Annotated in this window: 16 protein-coding genes and 5 pseudogenes; 5 read left to right on the forward strand and 16 right to left on the reverse strand. The window is 32.1% G+C overall.

Features of this window, described 5'->3' with window-relative positions:
- Window positions 1-101: 101 nt before the first annotated feature.
- The 4 genes and pseudogenes from JCM7501_RS05295 to JCM7501_RS05310 all read right to left on the reverse strand — a co-directional run bounded on the left by JCM7501_RS05295 (window position 102) and on the right by JCM7501_RS05310 (window position 5,300).
- Window positions 102-1,179 (reverse strand): annotated as a pseudogene (locus tag JCM7501_RS05295) (sugar ABC transporter substrate-binding protein).
- Window positions 1,169-2,782 (reverse strand): response regulator, encoded by a 1,614-nt coding sequence (locus JCM7501_RS05300; protein WP_028992097.1) that lies wholly within the window; start codon window positions 2,780-2,782, stop codon window positions 1,169-1,171. The pseudogene JCM7501_RS05295 and the gene JCM7501_RS05300 overlap by 11 nt, the downstream one beginning before the upstream one ends.
- Window positions 2,775-4,283, reverse strand: coding sequence for a sensor histidine kinase (locus JCM7501_RS05305; RefSeq protein WP_028992098.1), 1,509 nt, complete (start codon window positions 4,281-4,283; stop codon window positions 2,775-2,777). Before JCM7501_RS05305 ends, JCM7501_RS05300 begins: the two co-directional genes overlap by 8 nt.
- Window positions 4,284-4,292: 9 nt before the next feature.
- Window positions 4,293-5,300 carry a sugar-binding protein gene (locus JCM7501_RS05310; protein ID WP_028992099.1) on the reverse strand — a complete coding sequence of 336 codons (1,008 nt, stop codon included), beginning with the start codon at window positions 5,298-5,300 and terminating at the stop codon, window positions 4,293-4,295.
- A gap of 248 nt (window positions 5,301-5,548) precedes the next feature.
- Between JCM7501_RS05310 and JCM7501_RS05315 the strand changes: the two genes are divergently transcribed.
- The gene (locus JCM7501_RS05315; protein ID WP_013149730.1) at window positions 5,549-5,977 is read left to right on the forward strand and encodes a PPC domain-containing DNA-binding protein; all 429 of its coding nucleotides are present in this window, start codon (window positions 5,549-5,551) and stop codon (window positions 5,975-5,977) included.
- Window positions 5,978-5,985: 8 nt separating this feature from the next.
- On the opposite strand, the gene JCM7501_RS05320 is transcribed toward JCM7501_RS05315, so the two are convergent.
- From JCM7501_RS05320 to JCM7501_RS05335, 4 genes and pseudogenes are all read right to left on the reverse strand, one after another.
- Window positions 5,986-7,053: an NAD(P)/FAD-dependent oxidoreductase gene (locus JCM7501_RS05320; RefSeq protein ID WP_028992100.1), complete on the reverse strand. Its 1,068-nt coding sequence runs from the start codon at window positions 7,051-7,053 to the stop codon at window positions 5,986-5,988.
- A 2-nt stretch (window positions 7,054-7,055) separates the two neighbouring features.
- Window positions 7,056-8,156, reverse strand: a pseudogene (locus JCM7501_RS05325) (dehydrogenase).
- Window position 8,157: 1 nt separating this feature from the next.
- Window positions 8,158-8,616: a ferritin family protein gene (locus JCM7501_RS05330; RefSeq protein ID WP_028992101.1), complete on the reverse strand. Its 459-nt coding sequence runs from the start codon at window positions 8,614-8,616 to the stop codon at window positions 8,158-8,160.
- An 84-nt stretch (window positions 8,617-8,700) separates the two neighbouring features.
- Window positions 8,701-9,636 carry an L-lactate dehydrogenase gene (locus JCM7501_RS05335; protein WP_012994395.1) on the reverse strand — a complete coding sequence of 312 codons (936 nt, stop codon included), beginning with the start codon at window positions 9,634-9,636 and terminating at the stop codon, window positions 8,701-8,703.
- Between the two features lie 292 nt (window positions 9,637-9,928).
- Between JCM7501_RS05335 and JCM7501_RS05340 the strand changes: the two genes are divergently transcribed.
- On the forward strand, window positions 9,929-10,675 hold the full coding sequence (locus JCM7501_RS05340) for a DUF881 domain-containing protein (RefSeq protein ID WP_028992102.1): 747 nt from the start codon (window positions 9,929-9,931) through the stop codon (window positions 10,673-10,675).
- 97 nt (window positions 10,676-10,772) lie between these two features.
- Here the strand turns inward: JCM7501_RS05340 and JCM7501_RS05345 are convergent, their stop codons facing one another.
- The 4 genes and pseudogenes from JCM7501_RS05345 to galT all read right to left on the reverse strand — a co-directional run bounded on the left by JCM7501_RS05345 (window position 10,773) and on the right by galT (window position 15,195).
- Window positions 10,773-11,393 carry a DedA family protein gene (locus JCM7501_RS05345; protein ID WP_012994393.1) on the reverse strand — a complete coding sequence of 207 codons (621 nt, stop codon included), beginning with the start codon at window positions 11,391-11,393 and terminating at the stop codon, window positions 10,773-10,775.
- An 81-nt stretch (window positions 11,394-11,474) separates the two neighbouring features.
- Window positions 11,475-12,636, reverse strand: a pseudogene (gene glgA, locus JCM7501_RS05350) (glycogen synthase).
- Entirely contained in the window at window positions 12,629-14,206 is a 1,578-nt protein-coding gene (locus JCM7501_RS05355; protein ID WP_028992104.1) for a hypothetical protein, read from the reverse strand. The pseudogene glgA and the gene JCM7501_RS05355 overlap by 8 nt, the downstream one beginning before the upstream one ends.
- Before the next feature lie 25 nt (window positions 14,207-14,231).
- Window positions 14,232-15,195 (reverse strand): annotated as a pseudogene (gene galT, locus JCM7501_RS05360) (galactose-1-phosphate uridylyltransferase).
- A 330-nt stretch (window positions 15,196-15,525) separates the two neighbouring features.
- On the opposite strand from galT, the gene JCM7501_RS05365 reads away from it, so the two are divergent.
- The 3 genes from JCM7501_RS05365 to JCM7501_RS05375 are packed head-to-tail and all read left to right on the forward strand — an operon-like array spanning window position 15,526 to window position 16,819.
- A complete protein-coding gene (locus JCM7501_RS05365; RefSeq protein WP_012994388.1) occupies window positions 15,526-15,702 on the forward strand; it encodes a MarR family transcriptional regulator in 177 nt (58 codons plus the stop codon).
- Window positions 15,703-15,718: 16 nt separating this feature from the next.
- Window positions 15,719-16,153 (forward strand): Fur family transcriptional regulator, encoded by a 435-nt coding sequence (locus tag JCM7501_RS05370; RefSeq protein WP_012994387.1) that lies wholly within the window; start codon window positions 15,719-15,721, stop codon window positions 16,151-16,153.
- A 3-nt stretch (window positions 16,154-16,156) separates the two neighbouring features.
- Entirely contained in the window at window positions 16,157-16,819 is a 663-nt protein-coding gene (locus JCM7501_RS05375) for a peroxiredoxin (protein ID WP_003867082.1), read from the forward strand.
- 147 nt (window positions 16,820-16,966) lie between these two features.
- On the opposite strand, the gene JCM7501_RS16540 is transcribed toward JCM7501_RS05375, so the two are convergent.
- The 4 genes and pseudogenes from JCM7501_RS16540 to JCM7501_RS05385 all read right to left on the reverse strand — a co-directional run bounded on the left by JCM7501_RS16540 (window position 16,967) and on the right by JCM7501_RS05385 (window position 21,697).
- The gene (locus JCM7501_RS16540) at window positions 16,967-17,119 is read right to left on the reverse strand and encodes a hypothetical protein (RefSeq protein ID WP_256201180.1); all 153 of its coding nucleotides are present in this window, start codon (window positions 17,117-17,119) and stop codon (window positions 16,967-16,969) included.
- Window positions 17,116-17,955 carry an SbcC/MukB-like Walker B domain-containing protein gene (locus JCM7501_RS16545; RefSeq protein WP_256201181.1) on the reverse strand — a complete coding sequence of 280 codons (840 nt, stop codon included), beginning with the start codon at window positions 17,953-17,955 and terminating at the stop codon, window positions 17,116-17,118. The genes JCM7501_RS16540 and JCM7501_RS16545 overlap by 4 nt, the downstream gene beginning before the upstream one ends.
- Window positions 17,921-20,500, reverse strand: coding sequence for an AAA family ATPase (locus JCM7501_RS05380; protein ID WP_256201182.1), 2,580 nt, complete (start codon window positions 20,498-20,500; stop codon window positions 17,921-17,923). The genes JCM7501_RS16545 and JCM7501_RS05380 overlap by 35 nt, the downstream gene beginning before the upstream one ends.
- Window positions 20,481-21,697 (reverse strand): annotated as a pseudogene (locus JCM7501_RS05385) (exonuclease SbcCD subunit D). The gene JCM7501_RS05380 and the pseudogene JCM7501_RS05385 overlap by 20 nt, the downstream one beginning before the upstream one ends.
- Window position 21,698 lies beyond the last annotated feature (1 nt).

Consider the following 21,698-nt stretch of genomic DNA (forward strand, 5'->3'; position numbering starts at 1 on the left):
ACTTTTTTTGTTATCCTTTACTTTTTTGGCAACTTAAATTTTTTAACTTACTTATCTGTAATTTTTTAAGACAAAAAAATACAGGCTTAAAGCCTGAATAATCATTTAGATACATTTCTGTATACCTCATCGCGATTGTGAAAACCGTCTTTTATTACAGTATCATCTATATTAGTTTTATCAACAGCAATAGGTTCGAGAACATAATAAGGAACGTAATATTTCCCGTCATATATGGTATTTTTAACGTCTAATTTTTCACCTCTCGCAAGTTTCATAGCCATTTTTGCGGTGGCTTCTGCCAATTTATCAATTGGTTTGTACACTGTCATAGCCTGAGTTCCTTCCACTATCCTTTGACATGCAGCAAGGTCAGCATCCTGAGCTGCAACCAATACTTTTCCCGCCAATCTGTGCTCTGATAAAGCCTCTATAATTCCTCCCGCTAAAGCATCATCCTGCTATTACGGCATCAATTTTCACGCCCTTTTGCAGCAGTTCATCTGTAGAATTAAAAGCGTATTCTGTCATCCAATTAGGTGCCCAGTCTTCTTTTACAATTTTTATGTCTCCACTTTCAATTCTGGGCTTTAGAACACTGTCATATCCTTCCTTTATCATTTTTGTGTTGTTATCCGTCGTAGCACCATTTATTATTAAATAATTCCCTCTCGGTACTCTTTTCACTAAATATTCCGCCATCAGTTTCCCAACTTTTATGTTGTTAAAAGATATATAAAGGTCTACATTTGATTTTGTAACAAGCCTGTCATAGGATATCACTTTTACCCCTTCTTTTTGTGCCAATGATACCGCATAAGAGGCTTTTTCAAGGTCATTTGGAACAATGATAAGTACGTCAATTTTTTGGTCCAAAAGGTATTTCACCTGTTTTAATTGGTCTTGGTCATCATTATTAGCATTTTGCACTAAAACCTCTGCCCCAAATTCCCGTAATTTTGCCATTACTATATCTCTATCTTTAATCCATCTTTCTTCTTTTAAGGTACCAAGAGAAAAACCAATTTTAATTTTGTGTTCTTTTTTATCTAAGTTAGAGTTTAGGTTCTTTACTTCTCTATATGCTACTACATGCTTAACAGTCAAAAAAACTAAAACACCAAAAATAATCATAAGGACAATTGCTACTATCACTTTGATTACATTTTTACTCTCCACCAACTACACCCCCTTTTTTGTAAATAGCCAATCTGTACTCTGTAGGCGTCATCCCTGTAGCTTTTTTAAATATCTTGCTAAAATAATTTGGGTCGCTGTAGCCAACCTTGTAGCACACTTCTTTTATGCTTACAGTTTCATCCTCTAATAGTTCTTTGGCTTTAGTTACTCTCAAATTTGTCAAGTAATCGATAAAATTTTTTCCAGTTTGATCTTTGAAAAATTTACTAAAATAGTGGTAACTCATATTGACTTCTTTTGCAACGTCATCCAGTGTAATGTCTTTATTGAAATTGTCCTCTATAAATCTAATTATTTTGGCCATAAAGGTATCCGTTTTTTCTTTGTTGATAGTTTTTATGCTGTCGAATAGATTTTTCAGAGTATTGATAAATATAAACTTTATTTTGCCAACATCGTTTATTTTTAAAATTTCTTCCAGTTCTCGGTTTTCAATAAATTTTTCCTCCTCAGCATAATAGGAAAGATTCCTTTTAATAACACCGATTATTTCTATAAGTTTGGACTTTATTTTATCTACATCCTCTTGGTATTCCAAAACCATCCATTCGTAAATTTCATTAAATATAGTAAAAGATCCTTGAAGGTCTCCAGCCATAAGCCTCTCAATAAAAAGTCTTTCTTTATTAATAGGATAAGGCTTAAATCTATTTTGTGGCATTGCAATATCATCAAAATGTACAATCAGTTCATTTTTTGCCATTTTTAATGCCATTTCTGCTTCATAATAAGATTTCAAAATATTTTCGAAATTGTAAACTCTACCTATTCCAATCCTGTAAGGAATTTTCACTTTTTGGTTTATAGCTTCTATTATTTTCTCCGCTGTTTCTATAGAATCATTTTTAATCTCAAATGAATTTTCCTCCACCACAGGAAAGTACACAAATACTTTGTCAATAAAAAAGTAACCTACCAAACATTTTTTTATATTTTTTACAATTGTTTTAAAATGATCATAAAAATTTTGTTTTTCTATGCTTAATTTTAGAGTTTGACCTTTGAGGTTGTTATCAACATCCTCTACTGTCACTATCATCGCATAACCACGTTGTAATTTAATTCCAAATATTTCTTCATAAAAGGACAAGTCATCATAGGTTATACCACTAAAAAGAGTAGTATACAAAAATTGCCCTTCTAAATAAGGAATAATCTTATTGAGTTTCTCCTTTAACTCTAACTCCTTTAACATTGCCTCTCTTCTTTTTTCAATCACCTCAATAGCTTTCTTTATAGCTTCTACGACTTTATTTCTATTAAGAGGTTTCAAAAGATAATCTAACACTCCAAGGTCTATTGCCTCTTTCGCATAATTAAAATACTCATAAGCGGTAATAATAACAAAAATTATGTCCTTATGCCTTTCTTTAATTTGCTTTATGGCTTCAATTCCATCTATTCCCGGCATCTTTATATCCATAAAAACTACATCAGGTTTTAAAATTTCCACTTTTTCAATGGCTTCTCTTCCAGATTTAGCAAAACCAATTATATCAGCTTTTACATTATTCTTTTCTATGATAAATTTAATTGAATCTATAACTATTTGCTCATCATCCGCAATAAACAATTTAATCATTTTCTTTATCACCCTTCATTAAAGGAATTTTTAAAGTAACTTTTGTTCCTTCTCCTATTTTGCTATCTATCTCAATTACATCTTCTATAGCAGAAATGTTATAAAAAAGCCTTAGCCTGTTTATGATATTGTGCATGCCAATACCTGTAACATGCTTTTTGGACAAATCCTCATAGTCTGCTGATAATATTGCCTTTACTTTTTCTTTGCTCATTCCCCTCCCATTGTCAACAACTTCTATTAAAACTTTATCATCATCTCTTTTTACGGTAAGTTTAATAAAGCCTCCTTCTTCTACATCCTCTAATCCGTGAATAAAAGCATTTTCCACTACGGGCTGAATTATTGTACAAGGCATTTCTACATCTAAAACCTTTTCATCTACTTCTACTTTAAAATCAACTCTGTCTCCAAATCTTGTTTTTAAAATGTACATATATGTCTTTACATTGTTTATTTCGTCTTGCAATGTAACTGTAGTATCCAATTTTTTTAAATTATACCTAAAAAGCTTTGCAACGTTTTCTATAAACTCCGAAGACTTATCTGCCCCCTCCATCATTGCCAATTGTGCAGCTGCATTTAAGGTATTAAATAGAAAATGAGGGTTTATCTGGGATTGCAAAGCCTTAAGTTCTGCCTCTTTTAAAATATTTCTCATCTTGAGATTCTGCATTTCTTGCTCTTTTAATTTTTTCTCCACTTCTGCCTGATTTTTTATTTCTCCTATATAATTTCTTATACTTACCACCATCTTATTAAAAGCTTCTGCAAGGATGCTTATCTCATCGTTTGTCTTTATTTCTACCGGTCGTACATCAAAATCTCCTTTTGAAACTCTCACTGCCAAATAAGAAAGGTCCATAAGAGGTTTTGTAATTCGATAGGTAAAAAATATTGCAAGAAATATGTTAAAAAGAATAGAACCTATTATTAAAAACACATTTAAATAGCTTATAAACTCCATGTTCTTTGATATAGAAGCGTACTTTAAAGAGCCCTCTTGCAATTTGCTGTTAAGAAGATTGTTAATGTAGAGTTTTATATATTCGCTTATTCTAATGGACCTCGTAAAATGCGCAATGTATTCGCTGCTTATCCTACCTCTTTTAGCATTTATTGCCGCGTCAGTTTCATTCAAAAGGCTTTCAATCATATTTCCTATATCCTTTAACATTAAACCATCCTGGTCATAGTTTTTTTTATTTAAAATAGCGGAGGCTTGTTCTTGAAGCTTGTTATAGAGAGTATAATAATTTAAAAGGGCATCTGAGGATTTGGTAGATAAATACTTCTCCACTTCTGTTTCCAACGTGTTTACATCGGCATTTAAATTGTTCAGGTATATATAATCCACAAAAATTGATTTTAAACGATTTATAACTGACTTCGCATTATAATACGAATAAAAACTTGTGATACCCATTAAAACAGTAATTAGGAGGTAATAAACTATCAATTTTCGCCTTATGCCTGTAAATCTCCACACATCTTTTTTCATGCCATCACCTTACTCCATTAATTGTATTCTTTTGAAATATTCTTTGACATTGTGCTTAGTAATAACATTTACTCCTATATCAACAAATGTAGAGACATTATTTTTTTCTTTAATTTCCACCATAGACTTTACACTTTCATATCCTATTCTATAAGGATCACTCATAACTGTGCCGTATATTATTCCTTTGTCGATATACCTCAAAATATCCGCAGTATCTCCATAACCTACAATCGCTATCTCTCCAACTTTGTTAAAATCAACTATTACTTGTGCAGTACCAATGGTATCTACAGAATCTGTAGTATAAATAGCATTTATGTTTTGTTTACTGCTTATAATTGACTGAGTAATCTCTTCTGCGCTTAAAGTACCTAATTTTGAAGTATAAACTTTTACTACTTTCATTTGAGGATAATCTTTTATGGCATCTAAAAAGCCATTGATTTTCAAATTTTGATTTACAGTGTCTAATTGATAATCATTACTGACAATTATAGCAATGTTAGCTTTACCACTGGTAGCCTTAATCATAAGCTTTCCGGCTTCTTCCCCCAATTGAAAACTGTTTGTACCTATAAAAGCCTGCCTTTTACTGTCTTTTGCGTCATTTTCTATTGTAATTACTGGTATTCCTTCTTTATAGGCTTCTTCAATCAAGTCTACAAACTCTTTACTGTTGGAAACATGAGTTATTATGCCATCAACTTTAGACAGTATAGCAATATCCAAATACTGAAGTTCCTCTTGGATGTTATTAAATTTTGGCGCATTAAATTCAATTGCAACATTGTAACGTTTTGCAGCATCCATGGCTCCCATTTTCACTTCTTTCCAAAAAGGATCTACAGAATTTTGTGCTACCATATAAAAGTGATATTGTGATGTTTTTGCAAAAATAGGTTCTTCTACCTTTTCAAGCTTATACAAAAAAATGCTCAATGCTGCTATCAAAATGACCAAAATCAAAATGACCTTGTCTATTAACTTAAAAAAGTTCTCATTTAACGTTTTCATAAAACTTACACTATTTCCTCCTTACGTCTCTTTTACACTCATAATAAAATATTGACGATTAAATATCAACTTAAAATTATTAAGTAGTTGTCACACAAAAATTGTCCACTTTTTTATATTTATTCGCTAAATTTTCAAAAATCCTTTATTGAAAAAATTTAAAAATGAGGCGCAATTTGCAAATTCCAAATCTAAGCAAGTTTATGATATAATTATATAAAAAATAAAAGTTAAAAGGATGTGGTTTTATGGGGTATAAAAGTGTATCAATTGAAAGAAGGTTTATAGGAAGATTTCAATACGGGAAAGACCTTTTAGAAGAAATTAATAAAATCATTACCAGTGAAAATATACGTTCTGGTGAAATACGCATAATAGGTGCTGTATCAAAAGCAGTATTTAGTTACTATGATGCACAAAGCAAAAACTACATCTACATATCAAAAGACGAACATATGGAAATACTAAATGCCACAGGAAATATCTCAGTAAAAGACGGCAAGCCCTTTGCTCATGTCCACATCACATTAGCAGATAAAAACGGAAACGCTTTCGGTGGTCATTTAATGGAAGGAACAATAATATTTGCTGCGGAATTTGTAATATCAGATTATGGCGAAAATAAGCTAGAAAGAATTTACGATGAAACAACAGGACTTCAATTGTGGAATATTTAAGGCCCAGTCTAATTGCTGGGTCTTTGATGTTTTATAAAATAATGCAGATATTTTATCACATCTAAATTAGTTCTGTACATCACTCTTTTGACTATAGGATTTTCAATTACCTTTACTATTCTATCATAGTCTTCATTTTTTATACTATCCATCATCTTCCTAAAACCTATAAGCTTATCAACTCTATCTGTTATTCTTTTTACTTTTTTTTCATAATCTCCTCCATGTTTTATTGATTCTGCCGCATAGACTGCGCTCTCCACAGCGTTTAAAAGTCCAAATCCTAAAAAAGGATCTAAAAATCCCCCTGCATTTCCTATTAGAAACATATTATCTATTTGATGTTTATCTGTTATACTGATGTCCAATTCTGTTTCAAAAGTTTCTATCATCTCATAATCTAATTTTTCTTGATACAAAAATGTGTGCCACATATTTTCAATCTCTTCTTTTTGCGTATAGGTAGCCACAAGAATTATTGAAGCGTTACTTTTACTAAGAGGAACAAGATAACCAAAACCTGACCTTGCATACATAGTATTAAGCCATAAATATACGGTACTAGGCTCAAAATCTCCTAATGCAATTCCTCCTTTAATCCTTGTAGAAACTACATTTTTAACTTCTGTAAGTTGTTTTGCTATCATACTGCTGCCTGTAGCAACTACAACATAATCATAAGATTTGGCTAATTCCCTATAATCCGCATTAATATTAAAATTTATTTTTGCATTTATTTTTTTTGCCAATTGGTTTTCTATGCTTTCCTGTTCTTGTCCCCTTTTTACAATATATCCAAATTGTTTACCTTCAATGAAAGCTTCCCTCTTTGGAGATTTGATAACTATCTTCCTTACTTCATTTAAAGGTTCAATTAAAATTCCAAACTCTTTAGCTATAAACTTAAGAGGATCCTTACAGGGTCTATGTGCAATGTGCAATAACAATTCTCCATAAGAATACAGGCTTCCAATGGTATGTTTTCTTTCATAAATATCACAAGATATTCCTAATTTTCCAAGAGTGTATGCACAACATAGCCCTGCTACTCCTGCTCCAATTATTGCTACTCTCATTTTCATACCTTCTTTCTGTGTTCATAAGGGTTTATTATTCATTTTATTCATTGTATATCTCATAAAAATAGAGCCATATTTTATAACATTAAAATTAGTATGGTATACAATTTTTTTTACAGGAGGAAAAGTAAGAATTTTTATTAATTTATCCAACTTATCATTGTCTATAAGGTCTAAAGCTTTTCTAAACTCCAGCATCTTTATATTGGCCTCAGACAAAAATCTTATTTCCCTTTCAAAATCAACTCCTTGAACAATACTTTTTGCTGCTATAGCTCCACTTACAATAGAGTTAAAAGTCCCAAATCCTAAAAAAGGCTCTATCGCTCCCCCTGCATTCCCAACAAAAAGCAGATTTTCATATTGATGTGGAAAACAATTGCCAGAAATATGCTCCAAATCCACCATATTTACAATATCCACATTCATCTTTTCTACCTTTAGAAATGTGTCCCAATAATACTGCAATTCCTCCTTAGAAATATAAGGCACTACCATAGCTAAGACGGCTCTTTTTTCATTATAAGGAATTAAATAAACATAACCGCTTTTAGTGTAAAGAGTGTTTATCCACATTATAAGAGTTTTTGTATCAAAATTCCCTAAAACACTTGCTACCCTCACCCAGGTCGTCACCAGCTCTTGCCAACAGCCCAATTCTTTTGGAATCTGCGAACTTCCCGTAGCAATAATTAGATAGTCATAATTATCTTTTAACTTTTTGTAATCAGCTTCTATATTGAAATTAACTGGTATTTCTAACTTATTATACAATTGATTTTCAAGAGAGTTTGCATCCTGTCCTTTTAAAATCATATACCCAAGATTATTCCCATTTACAGAAGCAGTTACAGTTGGTCCTTTCATTACTATTTTGTCAATTGTGTTAATTGGTTTTATTTCTATTCCATAAACATTTTTAAGATAATGAAGTGGATCCTTTATAGGCCGGTTTATTACTTTTAATAACCCTCCCACATGGTTATACAAATCACCTATTTTGCACTTTTTTCAAAAATATCTGGTATAATACCATACCTTTGAAAAGTAATTGCCGCAGCCAGCCCTGAAACTCCAGCCCCAATAATAGCCACTTTCATATTAACTCATCTCCGGTGTATTTAAAACTGTGTTATTTGGAATAGAAGGTTTCGATTCCAGACTTTCAATTTCAATTTGAAGAATAGAAATGAATCTCATAACATCATCCCTCATTTCAGTAAACAACTGCCTAACGTAAGGATTAGTAACATTCACAACAGTTTCATTGTAAAAAGCTTGAATATTAACTAAATTTTTTAATAAATCTTGAAGCATGTCTAATGGCTCTTGAGACATATTTTTTTTAACAAGAGAACTAATATGCATAGTCTTTTGTGCCTTCTGTATATCTTCTTTATGGTTTTTTATCATTATTTCAATTTGTTTTAATAATCCCTTTATTTGATTGTCAACTGACTCTTTCCCATATTCCCTGACCTTATCTAGCAATATCTTTTCTAAATTTTGTGCTTCAACAAATGAACTTAGAATAATTTCCTGCTGTGTTATTTTCTGCATTTTTATCACACCCTAAATATCATTATTTAATTATTATGTTTTCACACTGTGACTTTTTATATACAAAAAAGAGGGTTTCCCCTCTTATATATCAAGCTCTTGTATTACACCTTTAATAATTTCGGCTGATCTTCTAAAAGCATCAATTTCTTCCTGTGAAAGTGGTAATTCAAGTATATTCACGATTCCATTTCGCCCAACAACGGAAGGAAGGCTCAAAGCCACATTTGTAACGCCATATTGGCCGGTTAATGGAGATGACACAGTCAAAATGGAATGTTCATCTTTTAAAATAGCTTCTACAATTCTCTTTACTGCAAGAGCAACCGCATAATATGTCGCCCCTTTTTTTTCTATTATCGTATAGGCAGCTCTTACAACATCATTAAAAATCTCATCTCTAAAATCTTTTTCACATGCTTTTCCGCATAAATTGCAGTAATCATCTATTGGTATACCTGCTATGTTTGTAATGCTCCAAGCTGCAAGTTCAGAATCGCCATGCTCCCCAATTATATATCCGTGTATATTCCTCGGATCTATATTGCAATGTTTGCTTAAAAGATATCTAAATCTCGCACTGTCGAGAACTGTGCCAGACCCCAATACTCTTCCGTATGGCAAGCCAGATATTTTATAGGTAACGTATGTAAGAATATCTACTGGATTTGTAACTATAAGATATATGGCTGTGTCATTTACTTTAATAAGTTTTGCCACTATGTCCTTAAAAATCATTGTATTTCTTTTCACTAAGTCAAGTCTGGTTTCCCCCGGTTTTTGTGCTGCTCCCGCTGTAATAATTATTATGTCAGAACCTGCAGCATCACCATAATCTCCCGCGTACACTTCAACTGGACTAATAAATGGTACACCGTGGCTTATGTCAAGAGCATCACCTTCTGCTTTGTCTTTGTTAATATCTATTAATACAATAGTTTTGACAAATCCACTCAAAGCCAGTGTGTATGCAGTAGTAGCACCAACAAATCCAGAACCTATTATAGATATTTTGTTCATAATACTCTCTCCTTTTCAATATTAATTTTCTGTTAATAAAAGTTTATCAGATTTCAAAAAATAGTCAAGTTTATTTTTTCTCTAAATTAATTAATATATTCACGTTTAAAATGATTCCTCTGGGGAATATTAAGGCTTTTGTAACCTTCTTGTAATAAAAACTTAATAATTTCTTAATAAATTTTAACATTTTCCATGTTATAGTATTTATAGAGTGGCATAGTTATTTACAAAAGCAACATAAGCTGAAACAAAAGCAAGACGAAGACGTCTTTTTATATAGAGAAAGGATGTGGAAAAATTGAAAGGAAAGGTATTGCAAACTTTATCTTTTATGCTTGTATTTATTGCAATGGGCTTAATGATTTCTATTCAATTTAAAACTGTTCAAGGTAGCAATAGAACCTCTACCCCTACTGTAGCTACAAATTATGCAAGGTCAGAAGAACTTACTCAGCAGCTCAAAAAAGTTCAAGAAGAAAAGGCAAACTTAGAACAACAATTAGAAGAACTCACTAAAAGATTCAAAGAGTACGAAGATGCTGCCTCAAAAAATGATGCCGCTTTAAAAAATCTACAACAGGATATAGAAAAATATAAATCTTTAGCGGGACTTACAGATATGGAAGGCCCAGGAGTTATAGTAACTGTAAATGACAGCGACTTACAGCCCCGAGACGGGGAAGACCCTAACTTGTACTTAGTTCATGATGAAGATTTACTAAATATTGTAAATGAATTGAAAGCGGGTGGAGCTGAAGCAATAGCTATAAACGACCAAAGATTAATTGCAACATCCGAAATACGATGTGTGGGTCCCACAATAAACATAAACTCTACCCGATATGCTCCTCCTTACGTGATAAAAGCAATAGGAGATCCTGAGACACTTAAAGCAGCTCTTAATATAAAAGGTGGAATAATAGATACTTTAAAATTTTATGGTATTAAAGTGGACATACAAATTTCTGATAGAATAGTAATACCTAAATACAGTGAGCCTATTAAATTCTTTTACGCTAAACCTGTGACTCATTAAGCACTTTCATTTTGTTGATATAGAAAAGACAGGTTTATCCTTTGTTAAACCTGTCTTAATTTTTCTGATGACTTTAAAGTGGTTATCTTTTAAATATCTATGTCAGATACCTTTCTTTCATCCAAAGAAGTATCCTCCAAACCATATATAAAAATATAATAAACCCTATTGTGGAAGCAAAATACACCCAAGCCGAGTAGCTTTTTACAAAAAAGTTTATTTTAATCAATTGTACAGCGGCAAGATAAGATACTACTGTCCAAAAAGTAGACCATATAAAATCAGCAATAGCAGAAAATATTACATACGCAGTAAAATTCATACGGGTTATACCTGAAGCCCAAATAGCCGGGGTTCGCGGAAGTCCTATTAACCTACCTAATAAAACTGTAAAACCTCCATATTTAGCAAACCATTTGTCCATAGCTTCAAGGTCTTTTACTGTTATTTTTAAATATTTACCGTATTTTTCAACAACAGGCCTACCTTTATAATAGCCTACCAAATAAGCTATCACATTTCCTGTTATATTTCCTAATGTAGCGATGACTATAACATAAAAAAGGTTCATTTCTCCTTTTGTAGCCAAATACGCCGCAGCAAAAAACAGTATTTGCACTGGCCCTGGTGCTCCAGTTCCTTCAATTAAAAGTCCTATAAAAAGCGCTATATAACCATAATTTATTATCGCATTATAAAGAAAAGATTGTCCTTCCATCGCCACACCATCCATTATTTTTAAATTTATTATAACACAAATAAACAAAGCAGGGCAATTGTCACCCCTGCCTTAGCGCATTTATTTTTTATATTTCTCTATTACACCTTTATACATCTCATAAGTCTTTCTAGCAATACTTTCCCAACTAAACATCTCTTCAACACGTTTTCTCCCATTTTCTCCAAACTTTATAGCTAAATCTTTGTTATTCAAAAGTATGTTTATATATTTTGCTAATTCTTCAGAATTGCCTGGTTCCACAAGGAATCCTGTCTCTTCATGAACCACAACCTCTTTAATTCCTCCTGTAGCACTTGCAACAACCGGCGTTTTGCAAGCCATTGCTTCTAAATTTATAATGCCGAAAGGTTCATAAATAGAAGGGCAAGCAAAAACTTCCGCATTGCTGTATAACTCTATAATTTCTTCTTTTTCCACCATTTTATTTATCCAAATAATATTGTCGTAAAGTTTAACTTTTTGCTCTACTTCTTCTAAAACCTCTTGTGTATCTGGAGAACTAGCACATAGTACAACCTTTATATCCTTAGGTAGATACTTTACTGCATCTATTAAATGAGTAATGCCTTTTGCCTTGATATTCTTCCTACAAAGAAAATGTATTTACCCTCAATTCCATATTTTTTGCGAGCAATATTTCTATCTGTTTTCTGGTATTGGTTCAAATCTATGCCGTTATATATAACTTCAACTTTTTCCTCTGGAATATTGTAATACTTTAATATATCTTCTTTTGAACCTTGTGATACTGCTATAACCCTATCGGCTGCTTCAATCCCTGTTCTTTCCATCCAAGAACTTAATTTATATCCATTGCCTAACTGTTCCTCTTTCCATGGCCTTAAAGCTCAAGCTGTGAATTGTAACCACAAGGGGTTTATCATACAATTTTAGCTAAAAAGCCCGCCATGAAAGTATACCAGGTATGGCAGTGTAAAATATCTGAGTCTATCCCATCTTTCACCATTGCCAAATCTATGGAAAAAGGTCCCAAAACTTTCTGATATCTTGGATCTGAATTTTCCTTTAACTTATCCCACTCCTTATATCCACGGACTCTTAGATTATCAGCTGTATAATCTTGGTCACCAAAGCATCTTACGTCTACTTTCATCAGTTTAGACAGTTCCCTGACAAGATAATCTACATGCACTCCTGCTCCACCGTAAATATTAGGAGGATATTCATTTGTAAACATTGTAACTTTTAACTTATCCATAATTTACCTCCGATCCGTGTTTTTCTAATTTCAAATCCTCAATACACTCTAAAATACCTTTTAAAGGTATTCTAAACCAAGAAGGTCTATTATTTACCTCATAAATTCCTTCAAAAAGAGCTTTATCTAATTTAAAAATAGCTAAAGCCTTATCGAAATCTTCACCATCTGGTATAATGTCTGGTGCTTCCCTTGTCACCAATTCCAAATAGTTTTCTACAAAAGTCTCTGTGACAGCTCTTTCCCACCATAACAGCGCTTTTTCTATTTTTTCATCCTGAAACTTACCTTTTGCATTAAGATAATTAAAATAAGCAGCATAAGCAGCATAACTAAAAGAGCGCACCATGCCTGCTACATCTTTTAAGGGAGATATTTTTTTTCTCCTCACCTCAATAGGTTTTGTCGGTTCCCCTTCAAAATCTATTATCACATATCCCTCTTCAGTCTTTAAAATCTGCTCTAAGTGTAGGTCTCCATGACATCTTATATATTTGCCAAGAACAGCACTATTTTTAAATTCTTCTAATTTGCTCATTAAAAACTCTTGTTGCTTTATAATCTCTTCTATCATAGAAGTTATTTGTTCATCAAATGTAGATAATTTTACAAAATTTAGAAGTTTAGTAAAATTATTTTTTATACTTTTTACTATTTCTTCAACATCTGATATTTCCACATCTCTTTTAACAAAATCTTCTTTATCAATATAAGACAATTTAATATGCATATTGGCAATTATCCTTGCTACCTCTCTTACCTCTTCAAGGTAATCGTTCAAGTAGCCTTCTACGTAACTTTCTTTAATTTCATCATAATCGCATAAAGTAGAAATTACAGAAGACAAATACTCTTGGGTATATTGCCACATGTCTCCCATGTTTTTAATGTGTTCCACTATTATAGCAACAGTATACCTTTCTCTGTTCCTGTCTTCATATAAAAAATATCCTCTTATATCTTGAACATTTCCAAAACCTGCATTTTTAAGTTCAAAAGTCATCTCAAGGTCAGGATTAACTCCTTTTACAAATTTCCTATAAGTCTTTATTATTTCATCTTTTTGTAAAAATGTTAGACTATTACTGGACTTATTGCTCAGCCTTCTTGAACTGTATATATCGTCTTTTTTAAGATTATAAGGAATTAATTTGGCACCAGACTCAAATTTTATAACTGTTTCTTCACTTAACGCTTTATTTAAAAACTTAACATAATTTATATCGTCGATTCCATCATATATAAAAGCTTTTAAATTTGGACTCTCAATAATATCTATTAAATCATTATTCCTAAAATAAGGAGTTATAACTAAAGGTACATAATAAAGCACCATAATCTCCTTATTACTCGTTGAAGCTTTCACTACAAAAGCTATAATAGCTGCAATTATGACCTCAGCTTCTTTTTTAGACAATATTGCATAATCAAATAAAAATATATCTAAAATATCATAAGCCTTTTCCTGAAACCACCTAAACTTTTTAAAATTGTCTTTATTTATATTTTTAAGTATATCTTTCAGTTTTGTAGGTATATCTTCAAAGTCGAAAGTTTTACTAATATACATTTGACCACTTCTTTCAATAAAATTTTTATATTCTTAAAACTGATGCTGCCAATTCTGGTGCACTGGATTTATATAAACTCCTGACCCTAACTCAAAACCAGCTGCCACAGTAAGCCTTGGGGCAATTTCAAAATGCCAATGGTAATTTCTTGTATCATAAATTGGTAATGTATGAACCACAATATTATATGGCGGAAAGTTAAATTCTCTCTCGTACTTTACTATAAGAGTCTTCAAAATTTTAGTCAAACTTGCAACATTTTCTTCTTTTGACTCTTCAAATCTCTCTTGATGCTCTTTGGGTATTATCCAACATTCATAAGGATATTGAGATGCATAAGGAGCGATAACAATGAAATTCTCATTTTCACTTATTATCCTTTTGCCTTCTTCTTTTTCATATTTGACAATTTCACAATAAGGACATTTGCCCTTCTTCTTAATATATTCTTGTGTACCTGCTACTTCTTTTTCTACTACATCTGGAATAAAAGAAGTAGCTATAATTTGCCAGTGCCCGTGTTCTAAGGAAGCTCCTCCTCTTGCACCAAAATTTTTAAACACCTGAATGTATTTTATTTTATCGTCTTTAGCAATTTTTTCATAACGCTCAATTATTGCCATAAAAACTTTTTGCATTTGTTCTAAAGATAAACTTCCAAAAGTTACATCGTGTTCTGGTGACTCTACTATCACTTCCGCTACACCATAGCCATATTCCGCTTTATAAAGGATGGGGCCTCAAAACTCTTTAAATCTGTGTTCACTGCTGCAAATTTATTTTCAAATCCTCTAACTAACCAGTTCCCTTTTTTATCCTTAATTTCAACTAAAGTAGGAGGAGTCATCTCTTCGTTTCCTGGGCAAAAAGGACAAGTATTATTTTTCTTTTCCTCATAGTTTACATTGAAATCATGAGGTCTTTTACCTCGCTCTGTAGCTATAATCACCCTTTTACCAGTTATAAGGTCATATCTTATTTCGGACATTTGTAAGACCTCTCCTATTCTTTTTAGTAAATGCAATCGAATGCATCCAATATTAAAAAAAGAATTTGATTAATTTTGACAATTAATCAAATCGGGGAGAAATGTCAAGAACTTTTATGCAACCGAATGCATTCTATTACTATAATATACTTTTCCTTTAAAATTGTCAATGTTTTTTTGAAGATTACTTCTCTGTATTTAATAATCCTCCTTTAAGTGGTAAAAATAAAAATAAATTTTTAAAAAAACTGTTGACAAAAAAGAAAATTAATATTATAATAAAATTGAAATTAGTACAAAATTAAATTTAATACAAACGAGGTGAGATAAATGGAAGTAAAAGAGTTAGTGTTAAAAATTTTAAAAGAATCCTCTGAACCTTTAAGACCAGGAGATATTGCACAAAAAGCTAATTTAGACAAAAAAGAAGTAGACAAAGCTATAAAAGAACTTAAGAAAGAGGATCTGATAATCTCTCCCAAAAGATGCTACTACGCAGCAAAATAATCGTGAGAAAGAAGTAATGAAAATGACTTATACAATAGAGCAATTAAAAGATTATTTAAAGAGACATGATATAAAACCTTCTACTATAAGGATAAAAGTATTAGAATACCTTTTAAACAATAGAATACACCCAACAGCTGATGATATTTATCAATACTTAATAAACGAAATACCAACCCTTTCAAAAACCAGTATTTACAACACATTGGAATTGTTTATGGAAAAAGGAGTTGTAAATGCTCTATCTTTGAAAGAAAAGGAATTGCGATATGATATCAATGTTTATTTTCACGGACACTTTAAATGTGAAATATGTGGCAAGGTATATGATTTTCCTGTATCAGAGGAAATTATAAATGTGGAAGAATTAAAAGGATTTGTAATTAAAAATGTCGATATAAATGTTTATGGTATATGCAAAAAATGTAATGAGAAAAATAAGGAGGCTTAAAAAATGGAGGAAATTAGAATGAAATTATTAGGAGAAAAATTCCCATCTATGGAGGTAGTAACAACTCAGGGAGTAAAGAGACTGCCTGAAGATTACGCAGGAAAATGGTTTGTACTTTTTAGCCACCCAGCAGACTTTACACCAGTTTGCACAACAGAATTTGTAGAATTTGCAAGGAAAGCTAATGACTTTAAAGAATTAAACACTGAATTAATAGGTCTTTCAGTTGACCAAGTTTTCTCCCATATAAAATGGGTAGAGTGGATAAAGGACAACACAAACATAGCTATTCCTTTCCCAGTCATAGCCGATGACTTAGGAAAAGTCTCTAACCAATTAGGAATGATTCATCCAGGCAAAGGCACCAATACTGTAAGAGCAGTATTTATAGTAGACGACAAAGGAACAATAAGACTTATAATGTATTATCCACAAGAAGTTGGAAGAAATGTGGATGAAATATTAAGAGCATTAAAAGCATTGCAAACAGCAGACCAATACGGCGTGGCACTCCCTGAGAAATGGCCAAATAACTACTTGATTAAAGACCATGTAATAGTCCCACCTTCCACTGATGAAGCTTCTGCAAATGAAAGAAAAGAAAAAATTAAATCAAAAGAAATTGAAGCTTTTGACTGGTGGTTTGTACACAAGCCTTTGAAATAAAGGTCCCTCATAAAATATCCCTTCTTTTCGACAGCGACGACCTCTTTAACAAAGTAGGTCGTCGCTTTAATTTGTTGACAAATGAAATCTTTATGAGACTAAATAAATTCGTAACCCTTTATTACATAAGATATTCCTTCTCTTTATTTAACTATACTCTATCCTCACCTTACTTCCTTCTCCTGCAGTTGAGGGAGGAATTACGATAAGTTTTACAGGCACCCTATTCTTTAGCTCTTCAACATGGCTTATTATACCTACAACCATCTTATCATTGCGAAGTCTTTCTAGTGATGTCATAACCACATCAAGAAGTTCTGAATCAAGGCTGCCAAAGCTTCATCCAAGAAGAAAAACTCTAAAGGCGCCCTACCTTTTAATTGTATGTGAGAAGAAAGTGCCAAAGCTAACGAGAGAGAAGTCAAAAAAGTCTCTCCCCCAGATAAAGTGTCAACAGACCGCCTTGTCCCCCCATTAAAGTCGTCCCTCATGACAAAATTATTGTCAGAGTCCAATTCTAATGCATATCTTCCTCTTGTAATTTCTTTTAGCCTTTTAGAAGCAGAAAAAGTAATAAGCTTAAGTTGCCTTGTAGCCACAAACTCCACAAAATGATTCCCTTGAAACAGTTTATCCAAATCTTCTAACATATCTAATAACTGCTCTAATTCTTTCTTTTGCTCAGTTAGCCCTTCTACTTTTTGGAGATTATTTTGTATATCTTCAAGTGCCTTTTGTGTAGCACCTATCTCTTTTCTTTTTTCACTTAAGGCTTGTTCTGTCTCTTTGATTTTTTCTTCTAAATTTCTCCAAACCTCTTCTTCAATCCTCTGCCCGTTCAAAGTAGAATCCAACCTCTCAATGTTTGAACATATGGATATATACTCATTTTCAAAATTTTTTATCTCCTCTTCCAAGGACTTTATCGTATCTTCATCTAAAAAACATTCCATAACTTCTTTTTCATCCTTAAATCCTTTTTTCGAAATAGAAGCATTAAGTTTTTCAAACTGATCTTTTAACATATTGTTTAATAAAATTTGATTTTCTAAAGCTGATACTTTTTTGTTTTCTGTCTCCTGCTTTTTCTTCTTCTCATTTTCAAACTGCTCTTTTAATATTCTTTCTTCTTTCAATATATTTTCTCTTTCTCTCTGCACTTCCTTTAAATAATTCTCTATTTCTTTGCCCTCTGATAAAATATCTATTTCTTTTTGTCTTTCTTGGAGGTACTTTGACTTTTCTTTGCCTATCTCTACAATCTGAGCTTTTTTTTATTAAAAGTTCATTAATTTTATTTGACAAAATCTCTTTTTTATTCACCAATTCCTCCAGTTTCTTCTCTAAAAGTTCACTTTCCTTCTGAAGCTTTTCTACTTCTCTATCTTTTTCATTTATTTCTACAACCTTTTGTTTAAAATCTCTAATCTCTAATTCTGTCTTTAAACTTTCTAATTGGTCTAAAATACATGAATATGCTCTACTAAGCTCTTCTACTGATACTTTCAACTCTTTTAGAGCTTTGACATCCTTGCCGAGGCTTTCTTTTAGTCTCGCTTCCTCCAAATCTAACTGTGCCTTTTCTTCTCCCAACTTTTTAAGTAAAGCATTTATTTCCTCTTTTTCTTTATTCCATCTTTCTGTTTTTAATTTCGCCTTTTCAAATGTAAGTTGCAACTGCCCTACATTTTGTTCAAAGGCTTTTATATCAATACCTTTTAGTTTTTCCTCTAATCTATCATATTCCTTTTTATGAAGTTCTTCTTTTGCTTCTAAAGCTACCAACTCCCCTTTTAATTTAAGAAGCTGGTTTTGAAATTCTTCAATTTCTCTTTTAAAAATCTCCTCAAAAGCTCTTTTTTCATTTATTAATTCTTCATCTATTTTTTGAGCCAATTTTACATGATGGACTGAGCCACAAACAGGACAAGGCATTCCCTCTTCTAAATCTTTTGCCAATTCCCCTGCTATATTTTGTCTTTGAATCTCTTCTATTTCTTTAGTTAGATTTTCCAATTGTTTGCTTTTTGTTTTTATGTCATCTTCCAGTTTATTTATTTGCTCTTTTAATTTCCCTTTTAAATCAGAAATTTCATCTAAAATTCCTTTAATGTTTTGCCTTAACTCATCATTTTCTTTTGCCTCTAAAAATTTACTTTTTTGTTCTTCCAACTGCTGCTGCATGATAAGAAGTTCATCGCTAGTCGGCGGCATATGCCCTTCAAGATTTCTAATTTTTTCTTCTAAAGCTTGTATTTCCTCCTCTTTTTGCTTTATCAGATTCTTAAGTCTTTCATGCTCTTTCTGTTGCCTTTTTATAGCTTCCTCCAACTCAAAAATCTTTGCCTCTTTTTCCTTCTTGTCTTTTTCGATTCTCTCAAATTCTTTTTGGACTTCTAACGCAGAGAATATTTTTTCTCTCTGCCCAGAGCTAATTTTTAATTCTTCTATTTTTTTGTCTTTATCTTCTAATACTTTTTTCGTGGTCTCTATATCATTTGATAATATTTCTAGTTCCTTTTTTAGCTTTTCAATTTCTTTCTCGACAGCCCTGTATTTCTTTAAAAGCTTCTCTCTTTCTTCATTCATCGTCTTAACTTCTTTTTGAATTTGCAAAGCCCTTTTTAATTTCTCTTCTTTCTCAATCAACAAAGGTATTTTTTCTTCTTTTTTCTGTAATGCTATATCATATTCCTTTTCAATCTTTTTAAGATTTTCTTCAATTACCGTCAATTCTTTTGTATATTTTTCTACTTCTTCTTTATTTTGAGCTATCTTGGAATTAGTTTCATTGACTGCATCTATATAAGGTTTTACTGACAAGGCTTTTTCTGCTTTTTTAATTTTTACTTTCTTTCTCTCTATCTCTTCAATTTTTCCTTCTAAAAGTTCCTTTTTTTGAAGATATTGATTTAATTCTTGCTGCTTTTCCCATATTGCTTTTAATTTTTCTTTTTCTAGATCCAACCGATTCTTTTCGGCGGCTAATTTTTCTTCTTGCTGTTTAAGGATTTCCAACTTTTTTGTCATTTCCTGCAAAGCCTCAGAAGATACTCCCTCATAACGGCTGAGTTCTCCACTTACTCTATTTAAAATAAGATTCTTTTCATTTTTTACTTCTCTAATTTTTTTAAGCAAGTTATTGCCGTACTTCTCCAATCCAAAAATTCTTTCTAACATATCTCTTCTATCTTTACCTGTCAACTTTAAGAAATCACTAAACTTTCCTTGAGGCAATACCACAGAGCGTGTAAAGTCTTCAGCTGTAAGACCTATTATTTCGGCTATTTTCTTTTGTACTTCTCTATCTCCTTCACATAGAACTTTTTCTCCCTTTTCCCCCATTTCTCTTATTCTCGCTAAAGTAGTTTTGTAACCGCCAGTTTTCAAATCTTTCTTTATATTTCTTTCTACTATATACCTCTTTCTTTCAGCACCAATTCCTATTTCAAATTCATAACTTACCGATGTAGAAGTAGAGTTAGTGTTTATGAATTCTCTGCTGTTTCTAGGAATTTTCCCATACATTGAAAGAGTAATAGCATCGATGATAGTAGATTTGCCACTTCCAGTCGGACCAAATATTCCAAAAAGCCCTCTTTCAGTAAGACGCTCAAAGTCTATAACTTGTTCTTCAACAAAACTGTTAAGTCCTGATATTCTAAGCTTCAAAGGTCTCATCTTCCTCATCCTCTTCTTTTACTATACTCGCAAAAAGGTCTATAAGGTCTTGTGAAGGAGTTACTCCTCTTTCTTTTAAGTAAAATTCTTCAAAAAGTTCCAGCATGCTTTTTTCGGTTATTTCATAATCTTCTACTTGAGCTTCATCTTCTGGCAAAATAGGTTTTATTTCAACTATGTTCGGCAAAATTTGTTTCATTTCTTTTATCTTAGAAGGTGGCAAAGGAGAATCTGTCTTTATTTCAAAATACGCCCATATATTTTTATCTTGGTATTCTTTGCAAATTTCAATTGCTTCATCAATATTGTCACACTTAAATATTTCTATAGGTTTGTAATTTTTAAAATAAACTTCTTTCACTATAGGTGAGGTGCCAGCCTTTATGTCTACTAAATAAGCACATTTGGAATGGTTTATCTCGCTTTTGCTGTATTGAAGGGCTGAACCTGAATAATAGGCGTTTAGTGTAGAAGAAACTTTTTGAGGCCGATGAAGATGTCCTAATGCGATATACTGAGCTTTTTGTGGAAGATGCTTTATTTCAACAGTGAAACTCCCTCCTAACTGAATAGGTCTTTCAGAACCAGCCTCTTCTCCTCCAGCAACAAAAATGTGAGAGACTGCTATGTTTATAGTATCATCCCTATATTTTTCAGAAAGCCTTTTAAAAATTTCTCCAATTCTCTCAGAGTAACTTTTTTGCCTCTTACCTTCTTCCATTTCCTCTGTGAAAATTTCATTTAATCTTTTTTCACTGGGATAAGGAAGGGCTATAACTACAGCTTTTTCACCTTTTATCTCTATTTCTAAGTATCCCTCTCCCGAATCTAAAATTTTAAACTTTCCAAAGTCTCCCTTGTGCACAATACTTTTAGGAGTACCTAGAAGTATCACTCCGTGCTCGTAGGCAAGAGGACTTGCTGCAGAAAGCCTTTCAGGGTTGTCATGATTTCCTGCAATAACCAAAATCACTCTCTCGCCACTAGAAAGCCTTTTTAGGGTGCTATAAAAAAGCATCTCTGCTTTCGCAGGAGGATTTGAAGAGTCGTATACATCTCCAGCAATTATAACTAGGTCTACATTGTTCTCTTCTACAATTTGTACAAAATCTTCTAAAAATTTTTCCTGCTCTTCAATCCTTGAAAAGTTTTCAAGCTTTTACCTAAATGCCAATCAGATGTATGTAAAATCCTCATT

It is taken from the genome of Thermoanaerobacter thermocopriae JCM 7501 (assembly GCF_001310975.1).
GTDB classification, from domain to species: Bacteria; Bacillota; Thermoanaerobacteria; order Thermoanaerobacterales; family Thermoanaerobacteraceae; genus Thermoanaerobacter; species Thermoanaerobacter thermocopriae.

Bases quoted from the DNA above. Each gene is read 5' to 3' on its own strand.
- JCM7501_RS05300 (WP_028992097.1), bottom strand. From the start codon at position 2,782: ATGATTAAATTGTTTATTGCGGATGATGAGCAAATAGTTATAGATTCA.
- JCM7501_RS05305 (WP_028992098.1), bottom strand. From the start codon at position 4,283: ATGAAAAAAGATGTGTGGAGATTTACAGGCATAAGGCGAAAATTGATA.
- JCM7501_RS05310 (WP_028992099.1), bottom strand. From the start codon at position 5,300: ATGAAAACGTTAAATGAGAACTTTTTTAAGTTAATAGACAAGGTCATT.
- JCM7501_RS05315 (WP_013149730.1), top strand. From the start codon at position 5,549: ATGGGGTATAAAAGTGTATCAATTGAAAGAAGGTTTATAGGAAGATTT.
- JCM7501_RS05320 (WP_028992100.1), bottom strand. From the start codon at position 7,053: ATGAGAGTAGCAATAATTGGAGCAGGAGTAGCAGGGCTATGTTGTGCA.
- JCM7501_RS05330 (WP_028992101.1), bottom strand. From the start codon at position 8,616: ATGCAGAAAATAACACAGCAGGAAATTATTCTAAGTTCATTTGTTGAA.
- JCM7501_RS05335 (WP_012994395.1), bottom strand. From the start codon at position 9,636: ATGAACAAAATATCTATAATAGGTTCTGGATTTGTTGGTGCTACTACT.
- JCM7501_RS05345 (WP_012994393.1), bottom strand. From the start codon at position 11,393: ATGGAAGGACAATCTTTTCTTTATAATGCGATAATAAATTATGGTTAT.
- JCM7501_RS05355 (WP_028992104.1), bottom strand. From the start codon at position 14,206: ATGTATATTAGTAAAACTTTCGACTTTGAAGATATACCTACAAAACTG.
- JCM7501_RS05365 (WP_012994388.1), top strand. From the start codon at position 15,526: ATGGAAGTAAAAGAGTTAGTGTTAAAAATTTTAAAAGAATCCTCTGAA.
- JCM7501_RS05370 (WP_012994387.1), top strand. From the start codon at position 15,719: ATGAAAATGACTTATACAATAGAGCAATTAAAAGATTATTTAAAGAGA.
- JCM7501_RS05375 (WP_003867082.1), top strand. From the start codon at position 16,157: ATGGAGGAAATTAGAATGAAATTATTAGGAGAAAAATTCCCATCTATG.
- JCM7501_RS16540 (WP_256201180.1), bottom strand. From the start codon at position 17,119: ATGACATCACTAGAAAGACTTCGCAATGATAAGATGGTTGTAGGTATA.
- JCM7501_RS05380 (WP_256201182.1), bottom strand. From the start codon at position 20,500: ATGAGACCTTTGAAGCTTAGAATATCAGGACTTAACAGTTTTGTTGAA.